We start from the raw sequence: 25,013 nt of genomic DNA, 5'->3' as shown, positions 1-25,013 counted from the left end.
TACGGGCCCGCTGCAGCAGCCGGGAAACTCACTTACGTTCGGCGTACGGGAGGAATCTCAACCACCCAGTTGATCCAGCGGGTGCTCGACGCGGCCGCCTCGCGAAAGGAATGACCGGATCTGCCGCCGTCCGCGCGCTTAGCGTCGGCCACCTCCGTACGTCCGTGGCAAGTGTCAGGTGCGCCCTGGTCAGTCGACCATTACGGCGAAGACCGACGACACCGGCACCGGCCCGGCACACCGGGAGTCGTTCGACCGGGCGCGGCTATCGCCCATGACGAAGGCGGAGTCGGCCGGCACGGTAACCGCGGCGAACCGGCGCGGCCCGCAGTAGTTTGGGTTCGGCGGCTCGTCGAGCGACGCGTCCTCAGCCACATACGGCTCGGCCAGCGGCTTACCGTCGACCGTCACCTTGCCCGAGGTATCGCAGCAGGCGATGGTTTCGCCGCCGACCGCGACGACGCGTTTGAGCAGCGGCGCCTTACGGTCACCCCAGAGACCGCCGGGGGAACGGATCAGGACGACATCGCCGCGCCGTGCCTCATACGTGCCGGTTACTGTCCGTGCGTTGACAACCTGGCCGGCCTTGACCGTCGGCTCCATACTGACGCCGCCCTGGGTGAACTGTTCGGCGGCTCCCGTCTCGGTCGCGTCACCGTCGCCGCAGCCGGCAGCAGCCATCACGAGAAGGAGCACCATCAGTCTGCGCATCCGACGGATCCTGCCAGAAGCGGCGGTGCCGTGCGGTCCGCCGGGCGCGGCGCTACCCGGCACTGCTGCCCCAAGGTCACATGCGCTGTCATGCCGCGATCCGCGCGGGCGGCGTTCGGCGGCTGGGCCGCGACCAGCAGGCCAGGCAGAAGCGAAACTGATTGGCGCGGCGGACGCGGCTGGCATGATCATGCGACCCGGACGGCGACCGTTCCGGACGCCGCGGTTACCGAAGGGATGCCAGTGGGATTTCTCAAACGGCGACCGTTGACTCCCGTCGAGCGGCTCATGGCCGCTGCCGGGCTGCCCACTGCGGGTGGCGAGATCCCGGTGCGGGACGTCGTCATGGACGTGGTGCAGCGTAGGAGCGGGCGGGTCACGGCAACCCTTGCCGTCGTTGAGGAGTTGCTGGTTGAGGAGGGCGACGCGTCGCGCATCGCGCTGGACTTTCTCGAGGATCTTCAGAACGCGGCGTCACACGGGACGGAGGGACTGTTCACCACGGAGGAGCTGCTGCCGTTGCGCGGACCCCGGACGGTGGAGGGCTGGGAGACGGTGGAGCGGTTCTGGGCCGCTGTCGTCGCCTGGTGTGACGAGAGCGGGGTGGAGCTGGAGTCGAGTGAGTCGCTCCGCGTCGTCGAGCATCCGGCACTGCGGTCGATCCTGTGGCCGTCGTGCCGGAGCCTCGCTGACGGGCGACGGGTAGGTCTCAGCAATGTGGTGCTGTACGAGAAGGCGGTTGGCGTGCCGATGGCCAGCTTCGGTGACCACCCGACGGCATGACCGGACAGGCGGTGGCGCGACCAGCACGCCGCCCCGCCCCGGCGTGACCTTGCACGGCTGCTAGTGGGTAGAAGCCCACCCACACTCTTCTGCCACGACCCCATGAGCGCGGCACGGCCAAGCGGTGACCGACCGTGACCGCGCTAAGTAGCCCGCCAGCAACGACTACGGCTATCGCGATCGATACGCGATACACAGGCAGGCGGGCCTCTGTGCATCACGGCGAGCCCAAGGGATGTCTCGTAACCCCGGTGTCTGTCTGTTGAGGACGGTCGGTCAGGATGCCTGGGTGCAGGTGATCACCGCAGCCCACCCTGAATGGATCTTTCCGTTCACGGGGCTGCAGCCCGCCCAGTTCCGCAGGCTGGTCCGCCTGGTCGCCGAGCGTGGCGGGGACGGCATCGCTGATGGCCGGCCGGGCCGGCAGTGGGCCCTCGACCTCGCCGATCGGGTGCTGCTGGTGGCCGCGTACTGGCGCACGAACCTGACGATGCGGCAGATCGGCCCGCTGTTCGGGGTCTCGCACTCGGCTGCGCACCGGGTCATCGACACCCTCGGCCCGCTGCTGGCCCTGGCGCCGGTGCGCCGACGGCCTGTCGACCAGATCGCCATCGTCGACGGCACCCTGATCCCCACCCGCGATCACCGCCTGGCCGCCAAAAGCAAAAGCTACCGGTACTCGACCAACCTGCAGGTCGCCATCGACGCCAGCACCCGCCTGGTCATCGCCGTCGGCGACCCACAGCCCGGCAACCGCAACGACACGATCGCCTACCGCACTTCAGGGATCGAGGAGAAGTTGAACAGGCGGCCGGTGATGGCCGACGGCGGCTACCGCGGTAACCCCGAGGTGATCATGCCGTACCGCAAGCCCACCGACGGCAGCGACCTGCCCGCCTGGAAGGAAGCCCTCAACGTCGAACATCGGACCGTCCGAGCAGGGGTCGAACACGCCCTGGCCAGGCAGAAGTGCTTCAAGATCCTGCGCGACTACCGCCGCGCCGCCCACACATTGACCGATGCCGCTTCCGGCATCGCCAACCTCCACAACATCATCCTCACCGGCTGACCACCGGCCCGGTGCCAGGCAACGCCTTCACCCCGTTACGAGACATCCCTTAGGTGCGGCTCGTTCCCGTACGCCGACATCAGCTAGCGCGCCGGAACGCGCTACCGGCCGGCGCTACCGGCCGAGGGTGCGGTAAATGTCGTTCAGGCAGACATGCTGCACGGCGTCCCAGCCCGCCCCGTAGACCTTCGGTGACGCGTCGTAGGGGCCTTGTCCCTGCCGCACCACGGCGGTGAAGAAGTCGAACATGCGGCGCTGGCCATAGTGGCGGGCCATACAGTCGACGGTGAGGTGTCCGGTGCCGTAGAACGAGGCCACCTCACCCGCGCTGGCGCCGCGCTGCGGCTTGACCTGGTCCAGGTCGAGGCGCCGCATTCGGGGTTTGCCCTGGTGCCAGCGTCGGGCCCAGAGCACGTTCGGATCAGCTGCCGTCGGGCCGCCTCTCGCGCCGATGTACTCGGCGATGCCCTCGATGAACCAGGCGTCGAAGTCGCTGGTGTGGGGGCTGGGTCGAGCGCCGCCGAGGGTGACCACGTGGCCGAATTCGTGGCGCAGCAGATCGGTGAGGTTCTCCGGGGCGTCGGTGCGGATGACCACCTCGTACTGCAGGGACCCGCCCGGGTAGGCGTATCCGGTGTAGTTCGTGCCCGGGGATCCGCCGCGCCAGGTCTTCCATTCGTTGGGGCCGGCCAGGTAGACGATGTAGCGGGCGGGCGGCTGTTGGCCCATCAGAGCGGCGTACCGGTCGGTGGCGGTGGCAGCCTGGTCGGCTGCGGCGACGGCGGTGGACAGCCGGGCCTGCTGTCCGGGTGGCGCCGCGACGGTGACCCGCCGCCCGTCGGCGAAGGTGAGGCCGGGTGTCTCCCAGGGCAGCGGGCGGCGCACGTTGTCCTGGGCGGGTATCCGCAGGTCGCTGATCAGGTATTGGGCTTGGGGGCCGCGGCGGGCGACGTCCATCAGCAGCGTGAGGTCGGCGGGCGCTGCGGCGGGTGGCGTCGTCGGGCCGTCGCGTTCGCCGGCGGCGAGGCCGTAGCGGACACCGACGGCCACGTCTTTCGCGGCGGCGAGGTCGAAGCCCGGCCTGTCCGGGAAGATCGGATCCCATCGGGTGACGTGTAGGCCGCGCAGCGCGCGGAACATCTGCCGGTAGCGGTCGACGAGGGCCGCGTTGTCGGGGTCGACCGCCGCAAGCCAGCCGGATTCGTCTCCGGCCAGCAGGGCCGTGGCCTGTGCGGTCAACCGGTCCTGGATGAGAGCCCAGTCGTCGACCTGGACCTTCGTGTGGGTCGGGGACGCCGACGGGTAGCCGCCAGGAGGTGGCGGCTGCCCGCACCCGGATACGCAGAGCAGGGCCGCGACCATGGTCGCCGCGACACCGCCCATGGCGCGGCGACGCGGAGCGCATCCGGGCACTCCAGAGGAAGTCGACATGGCAGGGACCCTAGACGGCATCGACGTGTCTCGTGGTCCCGCCGTCGTGCCGGTAACCAGGCGATGGGCGGCACACCCTCCCCGTTCGCCCCGTGTGTGATCAGGGGCATGAAGCCGCGGGCGATCTGACTGCACTGCATCTGTCGGCGCCGCTTGCGCGTTGACCGCCCTACTCGGGGCTTGGGGCGGGGCGGCGATTGATTGGGCCTTGCGGGAGGTGACGTGCGCCCGTGCGGCGGCGTGCCACACCACCGCAGTGGCCCGGCGCGCCAGGTGGCCGACGGCGGTGAACATGTGGCGTACCGCAGCGCGGGTCCCCTTCTGCAAAAGGGTGGCCAGCAGCGGCAGAGTGCCGGTACCGCGGCAAGGCTCGGCCAGGGTCACATCGTCGTTTATGCCGGTCATGGTTCAGCTCCTTGGGGCGCTGGTGGTGGGGGTATCGGGTGGCTGCGGCGGGTCGACCTCGACGAAGCAGAAGAGCCGCTCGATGAGCTGCAGCGCCTGGGTGTGGTAGCGGTCGGCGAAGCCACGGCAGATCGCCGGCCTGGCCTCGGGATACCGGTAGTGCGGGAGCGTGTCGTGGCAGACGACGAAGGACTCGCGCCGGCGGGTTTCGGTGATGAGGTCACGCAGCCTGCCGGGGCGCGGTGCATCCTGTTGCCGGGGGCGAAGATGCAGGTGTCGCACTGCCGTGACAGCAGCCGCGACTTGCCGAGGACCGGGTCGCCGACGTTGAGGTCAGTGCCGCACGTGATGCGGTCAGGTTGGTGGTCGGGGTCGGGCACGGGTTCCATGGGTTCTCCTGCTGGTGAACGGGCGCCGCCGCTGCGGTAGCAGCGGCGCCGGTGAGGTGAGAGCGGGCCGCTGTTAGGGCGAGCCGGGGCGCAGCGAGTGCGTGGTTGCCGAAAAAGGGGGTGGCGGCGCGCGATGCGGGATCGGCGAGGTGCGCGTTGTATCCGGCGGTGTTTGGCTTGGCGCAGTGATGGCGCTGTTGTCCGCAGCGGGTGTGACTCGGCGAGTTCAGCGGGTTGGGGTAGCCGCTGGTGGTGTTGTTGGGTCACTGCCGCGTTCCCACCGATGCCGTGGCGGGAGTCGACCACCGCTGTTGCCAAGACGGCGCGAAGGGGGGGCCTCCCCGGCGCAGGTTCACCGCTGGGACTGGCGGTGCGCACGGTGACGCCGAACAGCCAGGATCCGTCGTCACGGTTGGTCGTGGCGAGGGGGCGCCGGTTCGGGACAGGTCGGACCGGCGCGCGGGGAGGCTTGGCCCGTCAGGCCGACTCGGGGATGGGTGGGTGAAGGTCGACGGTGAGGCGGTCGACGGGCGGCCACCCGTCGGCCTCGGGCTGCCACGCATGGGTGTCGGCCGCGGTGGGGACGGGGCCGACCACGACAAGGTGCGCGCGGTCGCGGTCGAGCAGCACCAGGCCGACGCTCGACGCCGTGTCCAGCGCAGTGGTGTGGGCGGCTGCTGTGATGTCGGGTGGGACGGTCAGCCACTCATCGGGGTCGACGGCCAGCGTGTTCGGGTGGTGCAGGGCGGCTGGTGTGGTGGCAGCGACGTCGGCGTTGTGCACGACCAGGTGGGGTGCGTAGTCGGCGGCGGTGGCCCGCCCGGCGATGGGGCCGTGCAGGGACAGGGCTGCGCTCGTGGTCACGGCGAGCAGGGTGTGGGGCTGGCGGTCCTCGGCGGTGTCGAGCAGGGCGAGGCTGAACGCGTCGTGGCTGCCGATGTCGATCAGGGTGAGCATGGTGGGTCGGCCGGTAGCGGCCTCGTCCCAGCCGACGACCTCGAAGTGTTCCCCGGCGAGAGTGAGGAACCACTGGTAGGCGCGGTTGTTCACGTCGAAGGGGTAAGCGGTGTCCAGCAGGATGTCGTTCTCCCTGTTCTCATGTCGTGCCGCATCCGGCGACGCGATCGCTGTGCGGAACGCGGCGGTAGGGGCCAGTTGAGGTCACGCGGCGCGCGGCGACGACCCCGGGCGCTGCTGCCCGGGTGGGGTGCGGTGGAACCAGCCGACGAATCGGGGGTCGCTGCGGCGGCGACCGGTGCGGCCACCCGTGCCCGGCCGCGGGCCAGGAGTGTGGGCCGGGTGGCAGCGCGGTGGGCCCGTTGGGCGTCGCGGGCGGGCGGGCACGGGTATGGCTCGCTTGCGCAGCGCAGGTTCGCGCAGCGGTCAGGCCGCTCGGGGTGAGGTGGGTGGCCGGCGGCGACGTCGGCGGCGAGCAGCCACAGCAGGACGTCGGTGACGGTGCCCGGTACGGCACGGCGGTGCGCCTGGGTCATCAGGGTTGCCCTTCGAAAGGCGGTGTCGGCTCGGATGGCCGCCACCCCGGCCAGCGGTGTGGGGATGCCGCTGTCGGGTTCGCCGGGGTGGCGACCGGGTGCAGTGACGCTCGACTTTCCGGATAGATCAAGTCACCGCCGCGCGCGCTCGAGCGGCGGCGTGGGGTTGGCACGTGTCGGCGGCGCGGTCGTGGTGGTGTCAGTCGTTGCGGTGGATGAGGAAGCAGTCCGGCGCGCAGGGGTCGTCGTGGCGGTAGTCGGCCAGCCGGTGGTCGTAGTGGGCGGGCTGGCCGCAGTGCCGGCACCGCATCGGCGCAGGAGCGTCGAGGGCTTCCCCGTCGCCGCCGTGCCCGGTGGTGTGATCGTGCGCGGCGAAGGTGCACCGGCCGTGGGTGCAAAACACCCGGCCGGGTGTGCGAAGCCGCGCGACGACCAGGTCCTGCACCGCGACGGTGAGGTCGATGCTGGCCTGGGAGCCGTCGTAGGGGACGCCAGCGGTGATGAGGTAGTCGTTGGCGTCGAGGTGGCAGTGCAGGTCGGTGAACGAGCTGATCCCTGCCGGGACGATCCCTTCGGCGATGTCGTCGTCGATCGCGGCCAGGACGCGCTCGGCGAACTGGCGCACCCGCTCGGCCGGATCGGTCGGGGCGAACTGCTGGTGGTGGGTGAGCCAGATGCGCACCAGGGCCCGCAAGTGGTGGATCTGGGTGGCGCGCTGGCTGACCAGGGCGTCGAGTCGGGGGCCGTGAGCCTGCAGAACGCCAAGCGGGTTGACGCTGGGCACAGCCTCCCCGGATGCGGCGGTGAGGTTGCACCGCACGGTGGTGAGGTGCTCGGCGATGGCCTCGACAAGATCGGCGAGGTCGGCCTCGGTTGAGGCGAGGGCCTCGCAGCCGTCGGCGATGGCCGCGGCGGTCATTCCCAGCGGGCCGCCGTGGTGCCTGGCGGCGGCAAGTGCGTCATCGCTGACCGCTGTGCCGGTGTACTTGTGGACAAGAAGCACTGTCATGGTCGATCTCCTTGCGCGGGTGAGCGGGGTGGCCATCAGGGGCCGGGGTAGGGGTCTTCAGAAGTGGTGGCGGGTGGTCATCGGGTGTGCGGGTCGGTGTGGGGCCAGCCGTCGAGCACGGACGGGGGAAGCCCGGCGCGTAGGGCCTGGTCGATGAGCTGGGCGAGGGGGTAGGTGGGGTCGGCGGTAAGGGCGCGGTCGATGGCGACGCTGGCGAGTGCGCCTTCGCCGCGGCGCCAGGCGGCGAAGGCGAGCAGGCTGGCCGGTGGGGCGGCCAGCGGTGGGTGGGCGCGTCGGGTGACGTCGGTCCACAGGGCGACGTGCCAGGGCAGCGAGTCGGTGGCCCGCCATGCGGCGTCGCGGATCGCGGCCGTGGGCAGCAGGACGGTGAGCCAGGCCAGCTCGTCATCGGTGAGCACCTGCTCGTCGCCGTAGCGGGCGAACGTTGTGCGTATTGCGGCTTTGCCGGCGTGGATCAGGCCGTCGCGGCCTTCGGTGATGGTGAGGGTGCGGCGGCGTGTGCGTGCGCGGGCGGTCGCGGCGGTGATCGTGTCGCGGGCGGGCCCGTGGGTGGGGGCGATGCTGGCGACGAGCGCGGCCCGGTCGGGCAGGGCGTGGCAGCCGGCGACGATGGCGTGCATCGTCACGTCGTTGCGGTGGGGGTCGAAGGGCATGCCGTCGGTGGGGCAGCAGGCGGGTTCCTGGCACAAGTAGGAGAAGTAGCGGCTGTCGGTGACGCGTAGGGCGTCGAACACGTCGAGGCCGGCGGCGGTCAGCCGCGCCACGATGGTGTCCATGACCGGGGTGACGGTGGTGGCTGGGCCGTAGCCGATGACGATGGCGCGGGTCGCCGCCGCGTGGTGGAGCATGCGGATCTGCGACGGTGAGATCTCCTGCGCCCAGGCGGCGACGTCGGCGGGCTGGGGCAGGTCGGTGCGGCTGGCGACGGCGACCCGGGTGCCGGCGAGGCCGACGGTCACGAGGCTGTCGGTGGGGTGGAAGCCGAGCAGGTAGGGCACGGCGGTGAGCAGGTCGGCAGGGGAGGCGATCGGTAGGCGCGGGTTCGGGTAGCTCACGGTGTCTCCCGTGGTGTCGAGGTGGATCCCGGGCATGGCGGATCGGCCGTGCCCGGGGGTGCGCTCTGATGCGCGGATGGCCGGGCATGCGGCCTATGGCGGTGCAGGAAGAGGGGCCCCGCGATGCCGCCCCGAGGCGGCGCACAGGTCATGTGCCGCGGGCTTGCGGCGGCCGGGGCGACGCCGGCGAGGGCAGGCGAACGCGGGCTCGTCGTGCCGGGGGCCGTCTGTCAGGCGCGCTCGAGGGCGGTGACGGCGACGTCGGCGATGTGGCCGATCGCCTGCACCGGGTCGGCCACCAGCAGCGTGGTGGTGTCGGTGAAGGTGTGCCCGTCCAGGTCGGCGGGCCGCAGCCACAGCACGGCGCAGCCCGCCCGGTGCAGGGTCGTGATGAGGCGTTGGGCGGGGTCGATGTCGGGCAGGTCGCCGTCGGAGACCACGGCGAGCATGCGCAGCCGGCCGGGTTGGCGCAGTTGCAGGACCTCGTCGGCGAGTTTCACCGCGTCGGTGAAGGCGCTGCTGCCACCGTCGGCGCGCAGGTCGAGGACCTGGGTGGGGCGTTGCCGGGGTGCGACGAGCAGGGTCGCCGTGCTGCCGAAGGCGATGGTGGTGGTGACCGCGCCGCTGCTGCGGGCGGCGTGGGCGAGGATCCACCCGGCCGACGACATCGGTGCCGCGTAGGGGTGCATGGAGTAGGAGGCGTCGACGACGACGCCCAGGTGCAGGGTCGGCTTTGGCGGCCGCAGGTGCGCGCGGCGTTGCCACGGTGTGGCGGTGGGGCTGGCGCCGGCGGCGATCTGCGCTTGGGCGGTGATGGCGTGGCGGGTGCGCAGCCTTCCCGGCGGGAGGGGGCTGGGTCGGGTGTCGGGTTCGGGCTGGTGGGTGCGAGCGCGGCGCAGCCGGGCCGCGAGGGTTCCGGCGGCGGCGCATTCGGCGTCGGTGGCCTCGCGCAGGGTCCAGGTGGCGGGCGCGGCGTAGCGGGTGCTGATTTGCCGGTCGCGGTATGCGGTGGGGGTGAGGCCGGTGGCGTGGGCGAGGTAGTCGGCGAGTGCTTGGGCGAGGCGGCCGGCGAACATACCGGGATCCGGGGTGGGGACCTGCGGCTGCCGGCGGGGGTCGATGCCGAGGATCCGGCACCACCGTCGGGCGAGGTCGATCATGGTGTCGCCGTCAGCGTCGTCGGCTGCGTGGGCTTGTCGCCACACCTCGCGCAACCCGAGGAGCCGCCTGCGGCCGAGAACGGTGCTGACGGCGGCGCGGACACCGCGAATGTCTCTCGCGGTGATGATCCGGGCGTCGACCCGTGCGAGGAGCAGGGCGGCGAGGTGCCCGGCGTGCCACGGGTCGTCGACGGGGGCGTCGTCGGCGTTGACCAGGGTGGTGACGGTGTGGCGCAGCCATCGCCGGTCGCCGCGCCGGCGGCTGCGCTGCCGGTACTCGATGCGGGACTCTTCGAGGAGCTCGGCGACGTGGGCCACGACTGGTGGCGTGCCGGGTGGGGTGCGCCAGCGGCTGTGGGCGGCGTGCGCGGCTTCGTGCACGAGCAGCCCGTAGGCGGTGGGCACCAGGCGCTTGTGGCCGGCGCGGCGGGGGTTGGCGACATCCGGGGTGCCGATGTGGGTGGCATCGACCTCGATACGGCCGGTATCGGGGTAGAAGCAGGCCGGGGCGCCGCCGCCCGCGCCGGGGGCGACGGTGACGGTCAGATCGTCGCGGCCGGTCAGGACCGGGATGTGCCGGGTCCAGGCGTGGCTCCATTCCTGCCAGTCCGGGTCGCCGACCGGGGGCACGGTCGTGCCGGGCTGCAGGTGACTGTGGGGGTGAGGCATAAGCGTTCTCCTTCCAGGGGTTAGCGCTGCTTGCCGAGGGTCAGGGCGGCGACATCGGTGCCGAACTGCTGCTGCAGGGCGGCGGTGACCGCCTCGCGGTCCTGCTCTGGGGCGCGGCCGGCGAGGTTCGCCACCGCCGCGGGCAGGCCGAGGGTCTTGCGGACGCGGGCGAAGCCGAGCAGCTCGCGCAGCTGCGGCGCCCACGACAGCCGCCCGGCGGCGAGGTCGGCGTTGAGCGCCATGGCCGCTTGCACGGCGGGGGTGGGGACGCCGAGGTGGCGGGCGAGGTCCCAGTCGGTGGTGACCTCGATGTGCACGTCGAACCGCGACGCCAGGGCCTCGGTGAGGATCGCGCCGTGCACGCCGGGGTTGTGGCCGGCGACGACGTAGAACCCGTCGACGGCTTCGACGCGTTCGTTGCGGTAGCCGGGGATGCTGATGACCCGCCGGCCGTCCATCGCCGGATACAGCACGGCGAGAACCTTCGGCGAAATGAGGGTGGCGTCGTCGACCAGCAGGCTCCTGCCTTCCCGCATCGCGACCACGAGGGGGCCGTAGACGAACTCGAAGCCGCCGTCGGGCAGGGGGATGAAGTTGCCGAGGAAGTCCTCCACGACGGTGTCGCCGGTGCCGGCGACGGTGAGCAGGTCCGGGAACGCCGCCTCGACGAGGGCGGTCTTGCCGGTGCCGGGCGGCCCGTAGAGCAGCACTGGGATCCGCTTGTCCCGCAGCTGGCGCAGCACGTCCACGTCCGTGGCCCCGGCGAGCTTGCGCGGGAAGTACAGGTCGCCGTTCGGGCGTGCCACCGGCTGCCGCCGCCCCGACCCCCGGGCAACGGAAGCGCGCGGGGCGGGTGGGGGCAGTGTCCCGGCGGCGTCGATGCCCGCCTGCGTGATCTGGAAGCGGTGCGGGCCGCTGAAGTGGATGGCGTAACCGGCGGCGGCCATCTTCTTCAAGGCTTCGAACACGGCGCCGGTGGAGCGGGCGGCGATCGCGGTGGTGACCTGGCCGACCTTCAACCACTGGTCGGGCTGGCTGGCGAGGTAGGCGGCGACCTGCCGGTAGAGGTAGCCGGGCCGGCGTCCCTCACCGGAGTCTGCAGGGGCGCCGTTGATGGTGGGCGGGGTTGCAGGGTCCATGCGGGGGTCTCCTGTCGTAGGGGTCGGGCCCGCGCACCCGTCTCCGGGTGCGCGGGCGAAGTGGTGCGGTGTCCGCGCGGCGGAGACGGGCAGTGGCGGGCCGGGCCCCTGTGCAGGGACGGCCAGCAACGTCCGTGTGGTGCTCAAGCACAGCCCGAAGGGCTGCTGATTGGCGGTGTCGCCGCCACCGGGCGGGTGGGCGACGACAAGGAACGCACCCGGCCGCGGATCGATCAAGTCGACCGGGCACGGGGCACCGGCAGTGGGTCAGCTGCGGCGGAGGGTGACCTCGCTGCGGGGGCGGCGGCCGATGTGTACGGTCAGGCCGAACACACTGCCGTCGGACAACTCGATCCACACACCGCGGTCGAGGGTCAGCACCCCGGCGTCGCGGTAGACGCGGGCCGAGGTGATGGTCACCGGGGTGCCGTCGTCGTGGGTGAGCTGCGGCAGATCAGCGTCGTCGCACAGCTGATCCAGGTCGGCGCTGGTGAGCAGCTGCCGCACCAGGTTCTGAAGAATCTCCTCGTGGGCGTACTCGCCGAACTCGTCGTTGCAGTCATCGCGCATGGTGTGGTCCTTCCATGGATTAGGCAGGTGGTCTCAGGACGGGGTCAGGCCTCGGGCGTCGGCTGGCCGGCCGGAGCGGGGATGTCACCGGCGATGCGGTCGCAGTCGTAGGGGTGCACGGCAGTCCAGGTCCAGGCGCGGCCCATGACCGTGTACCGGCCGTCCCGGTCGGGGGCGATGCGCTCGACCGCGTCCGGGTCGCCGTGCACGCGGGTTTCGTCGGCGACGATGACGTCGCCGTCAAACCGCAACTGGGCGAGGGACTCATCGACCATGCGGTCCGCGTGAACGCCGGTGACACCGTGGGCGGCGAGCTCACGCCGGTAGCGGTCGCGGGCGGCCTGCTGCTCGGCGACGATCGCCTCCGCAACGGCGCGGGTGCAGGTGAACACCGCCCACCCGTTCCACAGGTCGACCAGGGTGCCGACGAACCCGACCGGGATACGCAGGTCGCCGTCGGTGTTCGCCGTCCACGCCCAGTCCCCGGCGAACACGCCCGGCCCGCCCAGGCGCACCCGGTCGGGGTGCAGGTGGCGCAGGTCCCGGTCGTCGCCGTTCGGGTGCAGGATCATGCGGCACTGCCGGGCCACCTCGGCTTCGGCGGCGTCGTCGAAGCCGTCGCACCACGCCCACCGCGTCTGGTCGCGCTGTCCGGGGGCCAGGTCCTCCCACAGCGGCGCCCCCTGCGGGGCGGCCTCGGCGTACCGGTCCGAGTCCTCGGCGATCACGTACCGGTTGGCGACGGGAAGCCCGTCGATGACCAGCGGATCGCCGTCGTCGAGGCCGGTGAGGACCCGCCGCGCGGTCGCCGACACGTCGCCGGTGGCCCGGCCACCGAGGACGTTCTGCGCCCACCACCGTCCGGCATCCTGACCAGCGGTGGCGCCGGCGGCGCGCAGCCTGGCGAGCACCCGCTGCCAACCGGGCTCGCTGCCGGTGGCGTCGGGGAGACGGCGGACGCGGTCACCACCGTCGAGGACCATCTGCAGGTGGGAGCCGCTGTCCCACTCGACGTGGAGGATCTGCTGGCGCGGGTCGTAGCGGCGCACGGTGCCCTCCTCGCCCGGACGTAGCAGGGTGTGGGGGTCGCTGGTGTGCACGAGCGTCACCCGCTCGCCTGGCTGGTAGGTCACCGCCGCGCCCCCTCTGCGGGCAGCAGCCACCGGCCGTGGCAGGTCGCCTCGTACACGACGACCGTGTCGGTGGCGACGTCGATCAGGTACATCCGCTCCAGGTAGCCCGCGACGGGGTGATCGACCCGGTCGCGGCGGAGCCGGTCCTGCGGGCCGGCGGTGAAACCGACGCCGGGAACCGGCCGCTCGCCGGAACGGGGAGCGGGTTGGTGGGCCGCGTAGTCGACGGTGAGCCAGTCGTGGCGGGTGAGCGCCTGAACCGTGGCGAGGGTGTGCGGGGTGAACGGGTGCTGCCGGATGCGCCGTAGCAGCGGCAGCATCTGTTCGGGATCGCCGCCCCAGTGCAGCCAGCGGGCGGTGTAGGCGCCGCCGGTAGCGGTGACGCCGATCAGGGTCGAACAACTCACGGTGCAACCTCCAAGGGTGCGACACCGCCGACCGGTCGTGGTCGGCGGTGAGGTGCCAGCAAGCGGGTTCTTCGCAGGGCATCGCCGGAGCGATCGGTGCTCGTCAAGGAGCGCCGATCGATCGCCGCGCAGGCAGGTCAGGCCACGATGCGGCGCACGGCGGCGAGCTGCCCGGCCCAGGCGGACAGGCGGCTGATCTTGACGACGTCGCCGCTGTGGGGCGCCTGGACCAGCAGCCCCTGGCCGAGGTACATGCCGACATGGCCCGGCCTGCTGGTGCTGCCGCGGCTGCCGGGGATGAACAGCAGGTCCCCCGGCCGCAGGTCCCGGTAGTCACCGACGTCGGTGCCGGCGTGGACCTGCTCGCTGGTGATGCGGGGAATGGTGATGCCGGCGGCGCGGTATGCCTGCTGCACCAGCGACGAGCAGTCACACTGGCGGGCAGGGATGCCGGAATGGGGTGCGGTGCAGTCCCCGCCGAAGGTGTACGGGGAGCCGCGCTGCGCCAGGGCCCAGCCGATCGCGGTGACCACCGGCAGGGCAGTGCCCGACGGCAGGGCGAAACCGGCAGGCAGGGGGACCTGTTCGCCGCCCGGTTGGCCGTCACCGGCGTCGAACAGGCACAGCGGGTTGCTCATCGCCTGCTCCAGATCGTCGGCGACCGGCCCGGCTAGGGTGCCGCCGGTCAGGACGCGGACCACGGCGATCGCGTCGTCTTCCCACGTGGCGTAGGCGCCCGGGTAGGCGGAGCGCTGCACGCCCTGCGCGGCGTCGGTCAACGCCATGGCCTGCCACCCGTCGACGGCCAGCAGCGCGGTGTAGAACGTTCCGGCGGCGTAGCGGGGATCGCGCAGCTGGGCGGGGGTGCCCCAGCCCTGGGAGGGTCGTTGCTGGAACAGCCCGACCGAGTCGCGGTCCCCGCGGGGCAGGTTCCGCAGGGTGGATTCCTGCATGGCGGTGGCCAGGGCGATCACCCAGCCCCGCGGCGGCACGCCGCCCTCGACGCCGACGGCGACGATCGCCGCGGCGTTGCCCATCTGCTCGCTGCTCCACGCGCCGGCGTCGCCGCTGCCGGGTGGGGACACGGTGACGGTCGGCAGCACGGGGGCCCCGTCGGGGCCAACGGCGCGGTAGCAGGAGGCGGAGGCGGTGCCGCCGCTGGTGAACAGCGCCCCGATCCCACCGGCGCACAGCACGAGCACCGCGATCACCCCGGCGCCGATGGCGGCGAGGACGCGCGTGCTCACCGCCGTGCCCCGCTGGGTGACGTCGACACGCACCGCGGGCGGCGGGACAGCTCGCGCGCGGTGTCGGCTCCGGCGTGGGGCCGGCTGCGGGCCTGCGAGGCGGCGCAGGTGTCGAGCGGGTATCGGCCGAGGGAGTCGCCGTCGTCGCTGTGCACCGTGACGGTCGCGGTCACGGGTTCGATGAGATAGACCCAGGTCGCGTCGAGGTGCGCGGCCTGGCGCAGCGGGAACACGGTGACCGGCTCCGGCGCGTCGACGACGGCCCCGGCGGTGCTGGCCAGAGCCATGCCGACGCCGGGGATCGGGTACCGGCTGGCGAACGGGGAGAGGACGTCGGCGGTGATCGTGTCGTCGAGGTACTCCCAGTCGTGCGCCAGCGTGGCGGTGACGAGGGCGCCGCTGTCGCGGTGGGCGTGGCCGGCCCAGATCCGGGCGAGGGTGGGCACCACGGCGGCGGGGTGGCCGTCGACCAGCACGAACCGGGCATGCACGAGGTGACGGCTGGCGGGGTCGGCGACGCCGACGTAGCAGCAGGTGTTCACAGTGGTGACTCCTTCTGACGGATCGGTTGCGACGGGGGCAGCGGCGCACGTGCGCCGGCGTGGAGCAGGGGGCTGGAGGCGAGGGGGTTCGGGCACGGCGGAAGGCCACGCGACCGAGGAGGTCGCGTGGCCGTGCCGTTGCCGGGGAATCCGGTGCGAGCGCGGCGCGGCCGGACGGGGTCAGGTCGGCGCGCGGCGGCCGGCGGGTGTGCTCAGGTGCGCGGCTCGGGCCACACGGTGACGCGCTCGACTCCGCTGGCCAGGGCGAGCGCGGCGAGGTAGTCGGAGCAGCCGGTGAGCCAGCGTGCGGGCAGCCGCGCGTCGAACTGCCGGGCGGTCACGTCGACGACCTGCCCGTCGACGACCTGCCCGGCGGTGGGCTCGCTGTCGGTGACGAGGACCGTGCGGTGCACGAAGGCGATGATTCCGGCGCGGTAATCCACCCAGCCGGCCACATTGATGACCCGTGCGGGGTAGCCGAGATCCCGCAGCCGGGAGGCGGTGGAGAGGGCCCAGGTGAGGCAGCCGCCGTCAACGGGCCTCCACGGTGCGGGCAGCGTCTGCACCGTGACGTCGAGTCCCCGTGCGGCGACCTTCGGGGCCAGGCGTTCGATCGCCCGCCTGGCTCTCGGACCGGGTCTGTCTATGCCGGCCATGCCGTGCTCGGCGGCGGCCTGCCCGGAGCCGAACAGCGGCACCGGCGAGGTGTAGGAGCGGGTGGCGGCGATCTCCTGCGGGCTCATCCCCTGCAGGGCGGCCAGCCGCAGCGCGAGCAGTTCATCGCCGTCGTGGCAACCAGCCCAGCCGGCGCACACCCGCCGGTCGGCCTGGTGGCACAGGAACAGCCCGGGTGGCTGCAGGGCCGTCGGCGCGTCGTAGTCGGGCAGCTTGGCGTACTCGGAGGCGTCCCACACCCCGGACGGGACGTCGCGGCGGTAAGGGCAGGTGCCGCACGGCGACGTCGCCGGCCCGCGCACGTCGGGGTGATCGCCGCTCATGACGTCCTCCCGTCCGCCGATCCGCCGCCGCCCGGGCTGGCCCCGTCGCCGATGACCGGCTGGCGGTGCTCCTGCGGCGAGGCAGAGGGCCACGCGCCCGGCGTGGCGCGCCAGCCGAAGACGGGGTCGCTCAGCTCGACGGATCCGCAGCGGGCGCAGCGGGCGTAGGCGTCGGTGCCGTAACCGGCCATCGACGGCATCTCGTCCTGGACAATCTCGTCCACGCTGCCGCAGACCTGGCAGCGCAGCGACGCCCCGTCAGGTCCGCAGGTGCTGAAGATCGGCTCGTCGGGATCGCCGGCCCGCCGGGAGTCAGGGCCGGTCATGACGCGCTCCCGCGCGCGGTGACGGCGAAGCGGGCGGTGGCGGTGAGCAGGGCGACCAGCCCGGGATACGTGGCGGGCGTATCAGCCGGGTCGGGGGCGTCGTCGACGAGCAGCAGCTGCTGGTCCTCGCCCCGCAGGTGCGTGAGGTGGTAGAGGCCCCCGTCGGTGTCGACGGCGTCGATGCGGCGGCCCTGCCGTCGCCGGCCGTCGCGGGTGACGATGTCCTCGTAGCAGGCGGCCCAGGCGATCAACTGCACGTCGGGTGTGGTGGCGCGGATCCGCCCGAAGATGGCGCCGAGAGTGCTCTGGTAGGGCGTCCGAGCGGCCGGGTGGCCGAGGCTGGCGGCGAGGCGGTGCAGTAGCGCCGGCAGGCCAGCCGGGTCGGTGAGCAGGTCGTCGCGGTGCAGCGGGAACTCCAGGCTGCGCATCTCACACGCGGTTCCCGCCGCGGCGGTGTCGGCGGGCCGGTCGTGGATGAGCAGCAGCGTCGCCGGGTGGCCCCAGCCGAGGGTGTCGGCGTCGGTGTCGGCGGCCAGAAGGCAGCTGGTCAGGGCATGGATAGCGGGGAAGGACAGCATCAGGTTCTCCCTTGTCAGGGCAGGAATGGGAAAGGACCCCGCAGCCGGCGGCTGCGGGGTCCTCCACATGTGGGCGGGGTCAGCGGTGGTGGCGGTCGCGGCTGCGCCGGCCCGGCGGTGTCGTCAACTGGTGGCCGCACACGCCGGTGCCGGAGCGTTTCGCGTGGTACATGGCCTCGTCGGCCTCCACCAGGAGTTGCCGGGGCGAGGTGTGCAGGTGGGTGTGGGTGTAGCCGACGGACGCGCGGATGCGGACCTCGCCGTTGTTCACGGCGATGGGGGCGGCGCTGATGGTGCGCCAGGCAGCCCGCGCGGCAGCGGCCACGTCGTCGTGGTCGCCGGTCACGAGCAGCGCGAACTCGTCGCCGGACAGGCGGGCGGCGACCTCGACGGGGGCGTCGAGGCCGGTGAGGAGCCGCCCTACGTGGGCGAGGAGAACGTTGCCGCTGTCGTGGCCGAGGCTGTCGTTGACCGTCTTGAACTCGTCGAGGTCGAGCAGCACCAGCCCGCACTGCTCACCGCTGGTGAGGGCGGCGCGCACGCGGCTGAGGAACAGCCGCCGGTTGGGCAGCCCGGTGACGTCGTCATGGGTGGCGTCGTAGCGGGCCGCTTCCAGGGCTTGCTGCTGCCGCCAGAGCAGGGCACCGGCGAGGGCGAGGCCGGCGAGGATCCCGCCGACAGTGATGACGACCGTGCGCAGGATGGGAGACACTCGGGACGCTCCTTGGACATGAAGGAGCACCGGGGGCGGGCGTGAGGCCGCGAACTTCGACGCCCGCCCTCGGGCTACCTGACAGGTGGGCCTACCGGCCGCCGGCGGCGGGGGCGAGCTGGAACGTGGCCGGGCGTTCGACGGTCTGCACCGCCTTGCCGTCGGCGACGAGCTTGGTGGCCGCGTTGACGACCGCGCCGGGGCTGGCCTTGGCCGCGCCCATGCCGTCGTTGGCGGCGTCGACGAGCTTTGCGAGCTCGCCGGTCTTGTACTGCCGGTCCGGGTGGGCCTCGAGAATGTCCAGGACCGCCCCGCGCAGCGACCCACCAGACCGGCGGGACGTCGCCGGCCCGGACCGGTCCCGGGCGGGCTCGCTCGCGTCCGGGCCGTCCGACCGGGCCTCCGGCATCGGCTCACCCTCGCCCCTACCGTCGGCCGGGACGGCTGCGCTGGCCTCAGCGACGGTGGCGGCTGCGCCGGCGGGAGCTAACCGCTGTTCGTGCTCGCCGCTGCCTGGCCTCGGCTCGTCTGCCCCCGTGGTGGCGGGGGGCATGTCAGATGCCGGGCTCTGCTCGTCGGCGGGTTCTGGCTTCATGATCGGGTCGGGGGTGTCCGGTGCCGCCGGAGGCTGCGGGCCAATGGTGGCGGTGGCGGCGCGACCGGCGTCGGTGAGCCGCCACAGCGTGCGGCCGTCGCCGGTGCGGGACCGCTCGACCTGTCCCGATCCTTCCCAGGCGCGCAGCTTCGGCGTGGTGGTGGAGTAGCCCAGTCCAGCGTGCTCGGCAACCGCAGCGGCGGTGGCCTCGCCGAGTTCGGCGAGCGCCGCCAACACCTTGAACGCGCTGTGCGCGGACACGTTCTCAGTAGGGATGTCAGCCATTCGGCTGTCCTTTCGTCCTGTGGTGCGCGGTGAGGTCTGCGCACTGATCCACGCTTGACGGGCGGCAGCGATCAAGTGCACGGACCGGATCTCGGGACGCGCGTCCTCGCGCGTCCCCGTTTACCTCTGGCGCCTGGCGGTGCGTGCCGGCTCGACGCGGCCACGCGCCAGTGCCACCGCCCATCTCGGCGTGGGCAGGTGCTGCCTGCCGTGGCAGCGGATGGGCGGGGCGAGAATCCTGCGGGCGTCGTCAGCCAGGCTGGTCAGGCCCCGCCACACCCGGGCGGGCACAGGAATTGGTGGCGCTGGCGTACCAGAGCCACAGGTGCGCGCCGATGCTGTAGTAGCCGTCGCGGTCGGGCAGACACCGGTCGAGCACGTGCAGGCGGATGTCGTCGCCGCTGTCGTGCTCCTCCAGCACGTCGAGGACGGTGCCGTCGAAGCGCAGCCGCGGGTACTCCCCGGGCATGGTGGCGAACCGCCACGGGCCGTCGAGGTCGGCGGCCATCAGTCGGGCGGTAGGCGTGTCGAAGCGGCAGATCAGGCTTTGCGCGGAGGTGGTGTAGCCGATGACGGCCAAAGCGGGGTAGGACCAGTCGCCCACCTGGGGCGGGGTGACCATGCGGGGACGCCACTGGGCGTCGGGTGGGGCGAGGTCCTCGCGGTGGTCCTGCACCTGCACGCTGTCACAGTCGATTACCTCTCCGGGCCGGCTGCGGGGGTGGATGACGAGCCAGTGGTGGTGCAGGTCCCGTCCGGCGCGCAGGACATCGATCAGCTGGCGGTCATCGCCGCTTCCGCCCCGCAGCGGCAGGAAGGCCCTCAAGGCCGGCGCGGGGCCACTGAGGGCGCTGGGGTGCCACGAGGTGCTGCAGGCGTCCTGCTCGTCGCCGTGGGCGTCGTGCCAGACGGGGACGCCGTTTGATCGCAGCACCCCGCTGGCGCCGTGGTGGGTCAGCGTCAGGGCCGGCCCGCCAGGTGCGCCTGCGGCGGCTTGGGCGCGGGTGAGGCGGTGGGTGGGGCAGGCGAGGGCGTGTTCTGCCAATGGCAGGACCTCCTCGAGCCGGAACCACAATCGGTGCACCATCAGGGATGCCTCCTGTCGGGACAGTGGCGCAAGAGGAATAGGGCGGCCTGCTGCAGGCCGGACTGGCCGGGCACCCCACGTCCGGGGCGCCCGGCGTGCCGGTGGCGTGGACGCGCCAGCCGTGAGAGCGGCCGGCGCGGGGTCAGCGTGCTCGCGGCGCTCAGTCCGGGTGGTGCGGGCGCCCGCCCGACGGGCAGGCGGCGCCGGGTGTCCCCATCCAGGCAGGGAAGCCGAGTGCGCCGTCTCACCGGTGTGCGGCGTTAGAGGGCGACGGCGATGAGCCGCTGGTGGGGTGCGAGCGTCTCGAGGTGGCGCAGGGCCTGCTCGAGGTAGGTGGTGCGGTCGGCCAAGGCGTCGCTGGCGGGAGCGATCTTGCGGCCTTCGACGGTGAGCATGGTGTCGCCGACGACGGCGGCGGCGGCGCTGTAGTGCTGATACGCGAGGGGACCGGCCTGGTACATCTCCAGCTCTCCGATGCCGGGCTGACCAGGGCCGGGGTTGGCGGCGGCGTGCAAACGCATGGCCTGAATGCGGGGTTGGGCGTGGAAGTCGGCGACGGCGCTGCCGTGGGGGTAGCGGTCGGGGTTGGCGAGGTGGCGTGCCTCCACGGCGGGCCACGGGGTGGCAGGTCGGGTGCCGTGGACGGCGTGTTGCCAGATCTGGTGGCGGATACCGGCGCCGACCGCGGCGGCGTGACGCATACCGGCGAGGTCGAGCAGGCGGACCGGACCCCCGGCGCAGGGCGCGGGCTGGCCCTTGCGCAAGCTGACCATCAGATGGCGCTGCCACAGGCGCAGCCCGGGCACGGCCCAGAAGTGGGCGGTGAGGGTGCCGGGAACGCCGAAGTGCGTGGCGAGTTGACCGGTGGTGAGGGCCTCCTGGGGGACGTCGTCGGGCAGGCACACGATCATCGTGTGGATGGTCGGGGCCGCCGTGGCGATCGGCTGCGGAGCGGGCCGCCGGGCAGGGCCGGGCATGGCCCGGACGGAGGCCGTTCTGGCGGGCACGCGGCTGCCGTGGCGGGTCAGCGGGGTGCCGTTGACGATCTGGGACATAAGAGCTTCCTCCTTCGGGCGGGCGCGTCAGAACGCGCAGGGATGACCGGCCCACCAGGTGCGTGGGTCGGTTCAGGGCAGACAGGGGCAGAAGCGTCGCGGATGGTGCGGGTGGTGGGTGCGACCTCGGGGTCGCCGCGCGGGGCGCGTGCCGACCGGCCGAAGCGGGTGGGCGCGGCGCACCGGGAGGTGCGGCGAGGGATCCCTGAAGGTGGGACCGAACCGGGTGGAGCGATATATGGGGGGGTGGTGTTGCCGACGACGGTAGCGGTCGGCTCTGTCAGCGCCCCGACTCCTGCATCAGCGGGAAAGTGCCGTTGACCTGCTCTGTCAGACCAACCCACGACCCGCTGCCTCGATTGTCAGAGCGCCGTCAGAATCGGTTCTTTTGACAGACCACACAGCCCTGCTGAAGAGGCCGGCGAATACAGGCGCGGAGGTGATCTCCGGTGCTTGTTGCCGGCTGCGCTGTCAGCCGTCCCCCTCACTGGCGAGAAGTTCGGAGTCGTCGATGAACCTGTGGGGGTTCGTGGCAGCGTTGTCCGGGCCGTGGTCAGAGGGCAGCTCGTGCAAACAGCAGCGGCTGGTCGGGTCAGCGGCGAGGGTCCACGCCGGCGCGGCGGGATGATCACCCTGTACTCCGGTGGCGACCGGCATGACCGTGCGCGCCCCGGCCAACGCGCGGAGAAGGTTAGCTTCCCGGCGTCGGCTCGGCACCCGCAGCAGGACCGGATAGCGGGGCCCGAACTCTGCCAGGCGCTCGTAGCCGCGTAGCTTGCGCAGCACAGTGGTCAAAGGCTCGGTGCCGTTGTCATGTTCGAGGAAGAACCCGACCTGCCGGCCATCGGCGCACCACACCCCATGGGCGTCCGGGCGGATACCGGCGATGGCGTAGGCGGCCGTGGCGTGCTGCTCGGACCACCATCTCGCCAGCCGCACCCCGTCGTGGCTACGGGTGTGGGCGAGGAGATCGGTGAACATTTGATTGGTCCCCAGCAGGTGCGCGAGCCTGCGGCTGCCGACGATCCGCTCGGTGCGCTCAATGCTGCTGCGTGGCGGCCTGGCGTCCGGCCGGTCCGGGTCGTTGTAGGCGGTGGGATGCACGAGCATGCCCAGTGGCCCGAGGGCGTACAGGTACTGGCCGTCGCCGGTGGTGATGTCGACGAACCGGGTGACCGCGTCGATGGCGTGAAGTGTGGCCAGCCGCAGTCGGGCAGAGCGCCGAGACGGGAACAGCGCTTCGGTGATCTGCTCCGTCGACAAGACGTAGTGCTCGGCGAGCCACGCGAGGAGCTGACGGTCGCGCAGCGTCAACCGGCGCAGATTTTCCAGCCGAGAGCGGCGGCTGCTGGCGCTGCGGGAGGCGAGGTCTCGGGGATTCAAGGAGGGAGGGTGAAAGACAGGTCGTTCGCTGGACACGAGCGGATTCCCTTCAGGGGAAGGAGGAGGACCCCTCCTGTGGAGGGGTGTCTGGAAAGCCGACCGGCGCTGGTGCGGCTTGCCTCGGCCCTATGCAGCACGAACAGGTCGACTCCGGTCGCAGCTGCCGGTGCTGGAACGCCTCCGTGGTGAAGGACTGTGGAAGGGCTTGCGGAAGACCACACGGAAGCGGCGTCGATCGCCGCTGACAGACCGCCGGCCTGCGATCAGGCCATCAGGGGCTGACTCTTCTTCACCGGGTACGAGTGTGGGCGGGTGGTTGGGAGAACCGGTCAACGAGCGCATCGACGGTGCTGCCGTCCTGCGGCGGGACCGCCTTCGCCGCCTCCTGCCGGATCGCCGTTGCCTCACCCACCACCGGCCTCGGCGGGCGGGTCTTCATGGTGAACGCAGGAGTCTGTCGCCCGGCCACCACCAACCGTGTGGCAGCGGTGTACGCGTCGAGGTGGGTCAGGTCGTGCTCGTCCAGCTCGGGCAGCGTGTGCCGGGCCAGGACGCGGGCGTCCTCGGGGGCGCAGGAGAAGTAGATCTTGTTGCGGGCGTTCGCCGACGCGGCGGCGAGGAGGTCTTTGGGGAACTGGGCGAGGTCCTGATGGCTGAGCACGAGGGACAGCCGGTACTTGCGGGCCTCGGCGAGCATCGTGTCCAGGGAGTTGGCCAGGGTGAGGAAGTTCTGGCACTCGTCGATGATCAGGGTGGCGTCGCGGCGCTTGTCGGGTGCGACCTTCGCGCGGGCGGTGGCGGCCTGCCACACCTGCGCCAGGACGAGGGAGCCGAGGAGCTTGCTGGTGTCCTCGCCGAGCTGGCCCTTGGGGATGCGCACGAGCAGCGCCCCGCCGTCGAGGACCTTGCCCATGTCGAAGCTTGATTTCGGGTAGCGCATGGTGCGTTTGACGAAGTCGCGCAGCAGGAACGCCCGCAGCCGGGCGAGGACGGGTCCGATGACCTGGGAGCGTAGGGCGGGGTTGAGTTCGTCGTACCACTGCCAGAACCCGGACAGCCCGGCCGGGTCGTCGAGGCCGACGGTCATCGCTGAGCGGAACTGCGCGCTGTTGAGCAGCGGCGGGATGTGTTGGAGGGTGACGTTGGCGTGGCGCAGCAGCGTCAGGCACGCCACCCGCATCACGTCGTCCATCCGCGGCCCCCACGCCTTGGCGAAGATGTTCCCGAAGATCGACACGAGGTTGTCCACGACCAGGTCCGGGTCGTCGCCGGACAGCGGGTTCAGGGTGGGCGGGTTGGGCTGGTCGGGGTCGAACAGCACCACCCGGCCGGCGGCGGACGCGGGAAGCCGGTCCAATATGTCGAGGACCATGTCGCCGTGCGGGTCGATCACGACGGTGCCCCGGCCGGCGGTGATGTCCGCGACGGCCATGTTCACCAGCAGCGTCGTCTTGCCTGAGCCGGTCGATCCGACCACGTGCATGTGATAGCGCGCGTCGGGCACGGCCAGGGCGACCGGATGCCCGCCGATCTCGGCGTCGCCGAGGACCTTCGTGCCGCGTCCTCCGGTGGGCAGAGCGACCGGTGCGGGCATCGACCGGGCGCGTGCCCGGTCCAGGCCCGGCACCGCCAGGTCCTGGGGGAGTGCGGCGAGCGCGGCCAGCTCCGGGGTAGAGGTGAGAAAGCCCGCGCCCAGACGCCGCTGCGCCAGCACCGCCGCCGGGGAGGGCATCCGGGTGCGGGGGATGAGCCGGTTGCGGCCGGTGTAGACGGCGAAGGAGGACGCGACCGCGTCGGCGATACCCCGCAGCCGGCCCCGCGGGTCGGCGCCGCCGCGGCGGCTGTCCTTGGCGACGGCGTAGCGGATGCCCGTCTCCCAGAGCGGGTGGGCGGTCTTGTCGAGGATCGCCCGCACGTCTCGCTCCACGCCGGGATCCCGCCGCCCCACCTGAGAGCCGGATCGGCTGGTTGCGGTGGTGCGTGCGGGCAGGAACAGCTCGACCAACCACAGCAGTGGCGCGGCGGGGTGGAGCGCGGGCACGGCGGTTTTGCCCTCGCGGAGCCGTCCGGCCGCGCGCCGGGCCCGGGCGGCGCGGCGGGAGGTGGCGGGTCTTGCGAGGACCTGCACGCAGGCGTACTCGTCGGCCTTGAGCTGCGATCCGGCGGACATCAGGGCCCGCAGTGGGTCGGTGTCGTGGTCGGTGCGCAGCGGCAACCACTCCGCGGCGGCGGGCAGCAACTGCCCGCCGACCGCGACCGCACCCTCACGGGGAATGGGCGCCGGGGCGTCACCTGTGGTGCAGGCCGCGCCCGGCCACGCGGCGCGGATCGCGGCCTCGAGCGCCCCGGGCGGCACGGTGCCGGGCACCCACACCGAGATGAGCAGTTGCCGGCCGGTCCACGTGTACTGCCAGGCCACGTGCGGGCTGCCGTAGAGGCGGCGTCTGCGCCGCGAGGGCGTCAGGGTGCCGGCGAGGTTGGCCCACAGGGCGGCGGCGCTGTGCGGGTCGACCTGCGGTGGTGGGGCGATGGTGACCAGGCGGGCGCCGTTGGCGTGCCGGCGGTGCCGCCACGATTCGAGGAGGTTGCGGCCGGCGATGTAGCCGACCAGTAGGGCGGCGGCCACCGCGAGCAGCCAGGGTCGATGCGTGGCCCACTGGGTGGCGTCGAGCACCCCGCGGCCGGGCCCGGTCAGAGGCGGTAGGAAGCCGGCGCCCGGCCCCGCAGGGCCGGGCGCCGGCGTTGGTGCGCTCATGATGAT

Annotated in this window: 24 protein-coding genes; 2 read left to right on the top strand and 22 right to left on the bottom strand. The window is 72.3% G+C overall.

The window, feature by feature from the left end; translation table 11 throughout:
* Positions 1 to 189: 189 nt before the first annotated feature.
* Positions 190 to 711: a signal peptidase I gene (gene lepB / locus AC5RWQ_RS27795; protein WP_494285590.1), complete on the bottom strand. Its 522-nt coding sequence runs from the start codon at positions 709 to 711 to the stop codon at positions 190 to 192.
* Between the two features lie 243 nt (positions 712 to 954).
* On the opposite strand from lepB, the gene AC5RWQ_RS27790 reads away from it, so the two are divergent.
* Complete coding sequence (locus tag AC5RWQ_RS27790) at positions 955 to 1,494, top strand: hypothetical protein (RefSeq protein ID WP_494285589.1); 540 nt, start codon at positions 955 to 957, stop codon at positions 1,492 to 1,494.
* A gap of 289 nt (positions 1,495 to 1,783) precedes the next feature.
* Positions 1,784 to 2,563 carry a transposase family protein gene (locus tag AC5RWQ_RS27785; RefSeq protein WP_494285588.1) on the top strand — a complete coding sequence of 260 codons (780 nt, stop codon included), beginning with the start codon at positions 1,784 to 1,786 and terminating at the stop codon, positions 2,561 to 2,563.
* A gap of 114 nt (positions 2,564 to 2,677) precedes the next feature.
* Here the strand turns inward: AC5RWQ_RS27785 and AC5RWQ_RS27780 are convergent, their stop codons facing one another.
* The 21 genes from AC5RWQ_RS27780 to AC5RWQ_RS27680 all read right to left on the bottom strand — a co-directional run bounded on the left by AC5RWQ_RS27780 (position 2,678) and on the right by AC5RWQ_RS27680 (position 25,007).
* Positions 2,678 to 3,994, bottom strand: coding sequence for a hypothetical protein (locus AC5RWQ_RS27780; RefSeq protein ID WP_494285587.1), 1,317 nt, complete (start codon positions 3,992 to 3,994; stop codon positions 2,678 to 2,680).
* A gap of 408 nt (positions 3,995 to 4,402) precedes the next feature.
* Positions 4,403 to 4,681: a hypothetical protein gene (locus AC5RWQ_RS27775; protein ID WP_494285586.1), complete on the bottom strand. Its 279-nt coding sequence runs from the start codon at positions 4,679 to 4,681 to the stop codon at positions 4,403 to 4,405.
* Between the two features lie 584 nt (positions 4,682 to 5,265).
* Entirely contained in the window at positions 5,266 to 5,838 is a 573-nt protein-coding gene (locus tag AC5RWQ_RS27770) for a hypothetical protein (protein ID WP_494285585.1), read from the bottom strand.
* Positions 5,839 to 6,480: 642 nt separating this feature from the next.
* Positions 6,481 to 7,290 carry a hypothetical protein gene (locus AC5RWQ_RS27765; RefSeq protein WP_494285584.1) on the bottom strand — a complete coding sequence of 270 codons (810 nt, stop codon included), beginning with the start codon at positions 7,288 to 7,290 and terminating at the stop codon, positions 6,481 to 6,483.
* A 77-nt stretch (positions 7,291 to 7,367) separates the two neighbouring features.
* The gene (locus AC5RWQ_RS27760; protein WP_494285583.1) at positions 7,368 to 8,366 is read right to left on the bottom strand and encodes a DUF4192 domain-containing protein; all 999 of its coding nucleotides are present in this window, start codon (positions 8,364 to 8,366) and stop codon (positions 7,368 to 7,370) included.
* Positions 8,367 to 8,596: 230 nt separating this feature from the next.
* Positions 8,597 to 10,195 (bottom strand): VWA domain-containing protein, encoded by a 1,599-nt coding sequence (locus tag AC5RWQ_RS27755; RefSeq protein WP_494285582.1) that lies wholly within the window; start codon positions 10,193 to 10,195, stop codon positions 8,597 to 8,599.
* Between the two features lie 20 nt (positions 10,196 to 10,215).
* A complete protein-coding gene (locus tag AC5RWQ_RS27750; protein ID WP_494285581.1) occupies positions 10,216 to 11,334 on the bottom strand; it encodes an AAA family ATPase in 1,119 nt (372 codons plus the stop codon).
* A 267-nt stretch (positions 11,335 to 11,601) separates the two neighbouring features.
* The gene (locus tag AC5RWQ_RS27745) at positions 11,602 to 11,904 is read right to left on the bottom strand and encodes a hypothetical protein (protein WP_494285580.1); all 303 of its coding nucleotides are present in this window, start codon (positions 11,902 to 11,904) and stop codon (positions 11,602 to 11,604) included.
* A gap of 44 nt (positions 11,905 to 11,948) precedes the next feature.
* On the bottom strand, positions 11,949 to 13,037 hold the full coding sequence (locus AC5RWQ_RS27740; protein WP_494285579.1) for a DUF4314 domain-containing protein: 1,089 nt from the start codon (positions 13,035 to 13,037) through the stop codon (positions 11,949 to 11,951).
* Positions 13,034 to 13,444, bottom strand: a complete 411-nt coding sequence (locus AC5RWQ_RS27735) for a hypothetical protein (RefSeq protein ID WP_494285578.1) — start codon at positions 13,442 to 13,444, stop codon at positions 13,034 to 13,036. The genes AC5RWQ_RS27740 and AC5RWQ_RS27735 overlap by 4 nt, the downstream gene beginning before the upstream one ends.
* A gap of 137 nt (positions 13,445 to 13,581) precedes the next feature.
* Entirely contained in the window at positions 13,582 to 14,691 is a 1,110-nt protein-coding gene (locus AC5RWQ_RS27730) for a C40 family peptidase (RefSeq protein WP_494285577.1), read from the bottom strand.
* Positions 14,688 to 15,233 carry a hypothetical protein gene (locus AC5RWQ_RS27725; RefSeq protein ID WP_494285576.1) on the bottom strand — a complete coding sequence of 182 codons (546 nt, stop codon included), beginning with the start codon at positions 15,231 to 15,233 and terminating at the stop codon, positions 14,688 to 14,690. Before AC5RWQ_RS27725 ends, AC5RWQ_RS27730 begins: the two co-directional genes overlap by 4 nt.
* A gap of 212 nt (positions 15,234 to 15,445) precedes the next feature.
* Entirely contained in the window at positions 15,446 to 16,231 is a 786-nt protein-coding gene (locus tag AC5RWQ_RS27720; RefSeq protein WP_494285575.1) for a DUF6283 family protein, read from the bottom strand.
* Complete coding sequence (locus tag AC5RWQ_RS27715; RefSeq protein WP_494285574.1) at positions 16,228 to 16,557, bottom strand: hypothetical protein; 330 nt, start codon at positions 16,555 to 16,557, stop codon at positions 16,228 to 16,230. Before AC5RWQ_RS27715 ends, AC5RWQ_RS27720 begins: the two co-directional genes overlap by 4 nt.
* Positions 16,554 to 17,135, bottom strand: a complete 582-nt coding sequence (locus AC5RWQ_RS27710; protein ID WP_494285573.1) for a hypothetical protein — start codon at positions 17,133 to 17,135, stop codon at positions 16,554 to 16,556. Before AC5RWQ_RS27710 ends, AC5RWQ_RS27715 begins: the two co-directional genes overlap by 4 nt.
* Before the next feature lie 79 nt (positions 17,136 to 17,214).
* On the bottom strand, positions 17,215 to 17,847 hold the full coding sequence (locus AC5RWQ_RS27705; protein ID WP_494285572.1) for a diguanylate cyclase domain-containing protein: 633 nt from the start codon (positions 17,845 to 17,847) through the stop codon (positions 17,215 to 17,217).
* 91 nt (positions 17,848 to 17,938) lie between these two features.
* Positions 17,939 to 18,727: a MarR family transcriptional regulator gene (locus AC5RWQ_RS27700; protein ID WP_494285571.1), complete on the bottom strand. Its 789-nt coding sequence runs from the start codon at positions 18,725 to 18,727 to the stop codon at positions 17,939 to 17,941.
* 250 nt (positions 18,728 to 18,977) lie between these two features.
* Positions 18,978 to 19,811 carry a hypothetical protein gene (locus AC5RWQ_RS27695; RefSeq protein ID WP_494285593.1) on the bottom strand — a complete coding sequence of 278 codons (834 nt, stop codon included), beginning with the start codon at positions 19,809 to 19,811 and terminating at the stop codon, positions 18,978 to 18,980.
* A 263-nt stretch (positions 19,812 to 20,074) separates the two neighbouring features.
* Positions 20,075 to 20,869: a hypothetical protein gene (locus tag AC5RWQ_RS27690; RefSeq protein WP_494285570.1), complete on the bottom strand. Its 795-nt coding sequence runs from the start codon at positions 20,867 to 20,869 to the stop codon at positions 20,075 to 20,077.
* A gap of 471 nt (positions 20,870 to 21,340) precedes the next feature.
* Positions 21,341 to 22,201, bottom strand: a complete 861-nt coding sequence (locus tag AC5RWQ_RS27685) for a replication-relaxation family protein (RefSeq protein WP_494285592.1) — start codon at positions 22,199 to 22,201, stop codon at positions 21,341 to 21,343.
* A gap of 340 nt (positions 22,202 to 22,541) precedes the next feature.
* Complete coding sequence (locus AC5RWQ_RS27680) at positions 22,542 to 25,007, bottom strand: helicase HerA domain-containing protein (protein ID WP_494285569.1); 2,466 nt, start codon at positions 25,005 to 25,007, stop codon at positions 22,542 to 22,544.
* Positions 25,008 to 25,013: the final 6 nt, after the last annotated feature.

The organism is Micromonospora sp. BS32 (assembly GCF_059089345.1).
Note: the sequence above shows the minus strand (reverse complement) of the source record. Positions and strands in the feature narration are given on the sequence as shown.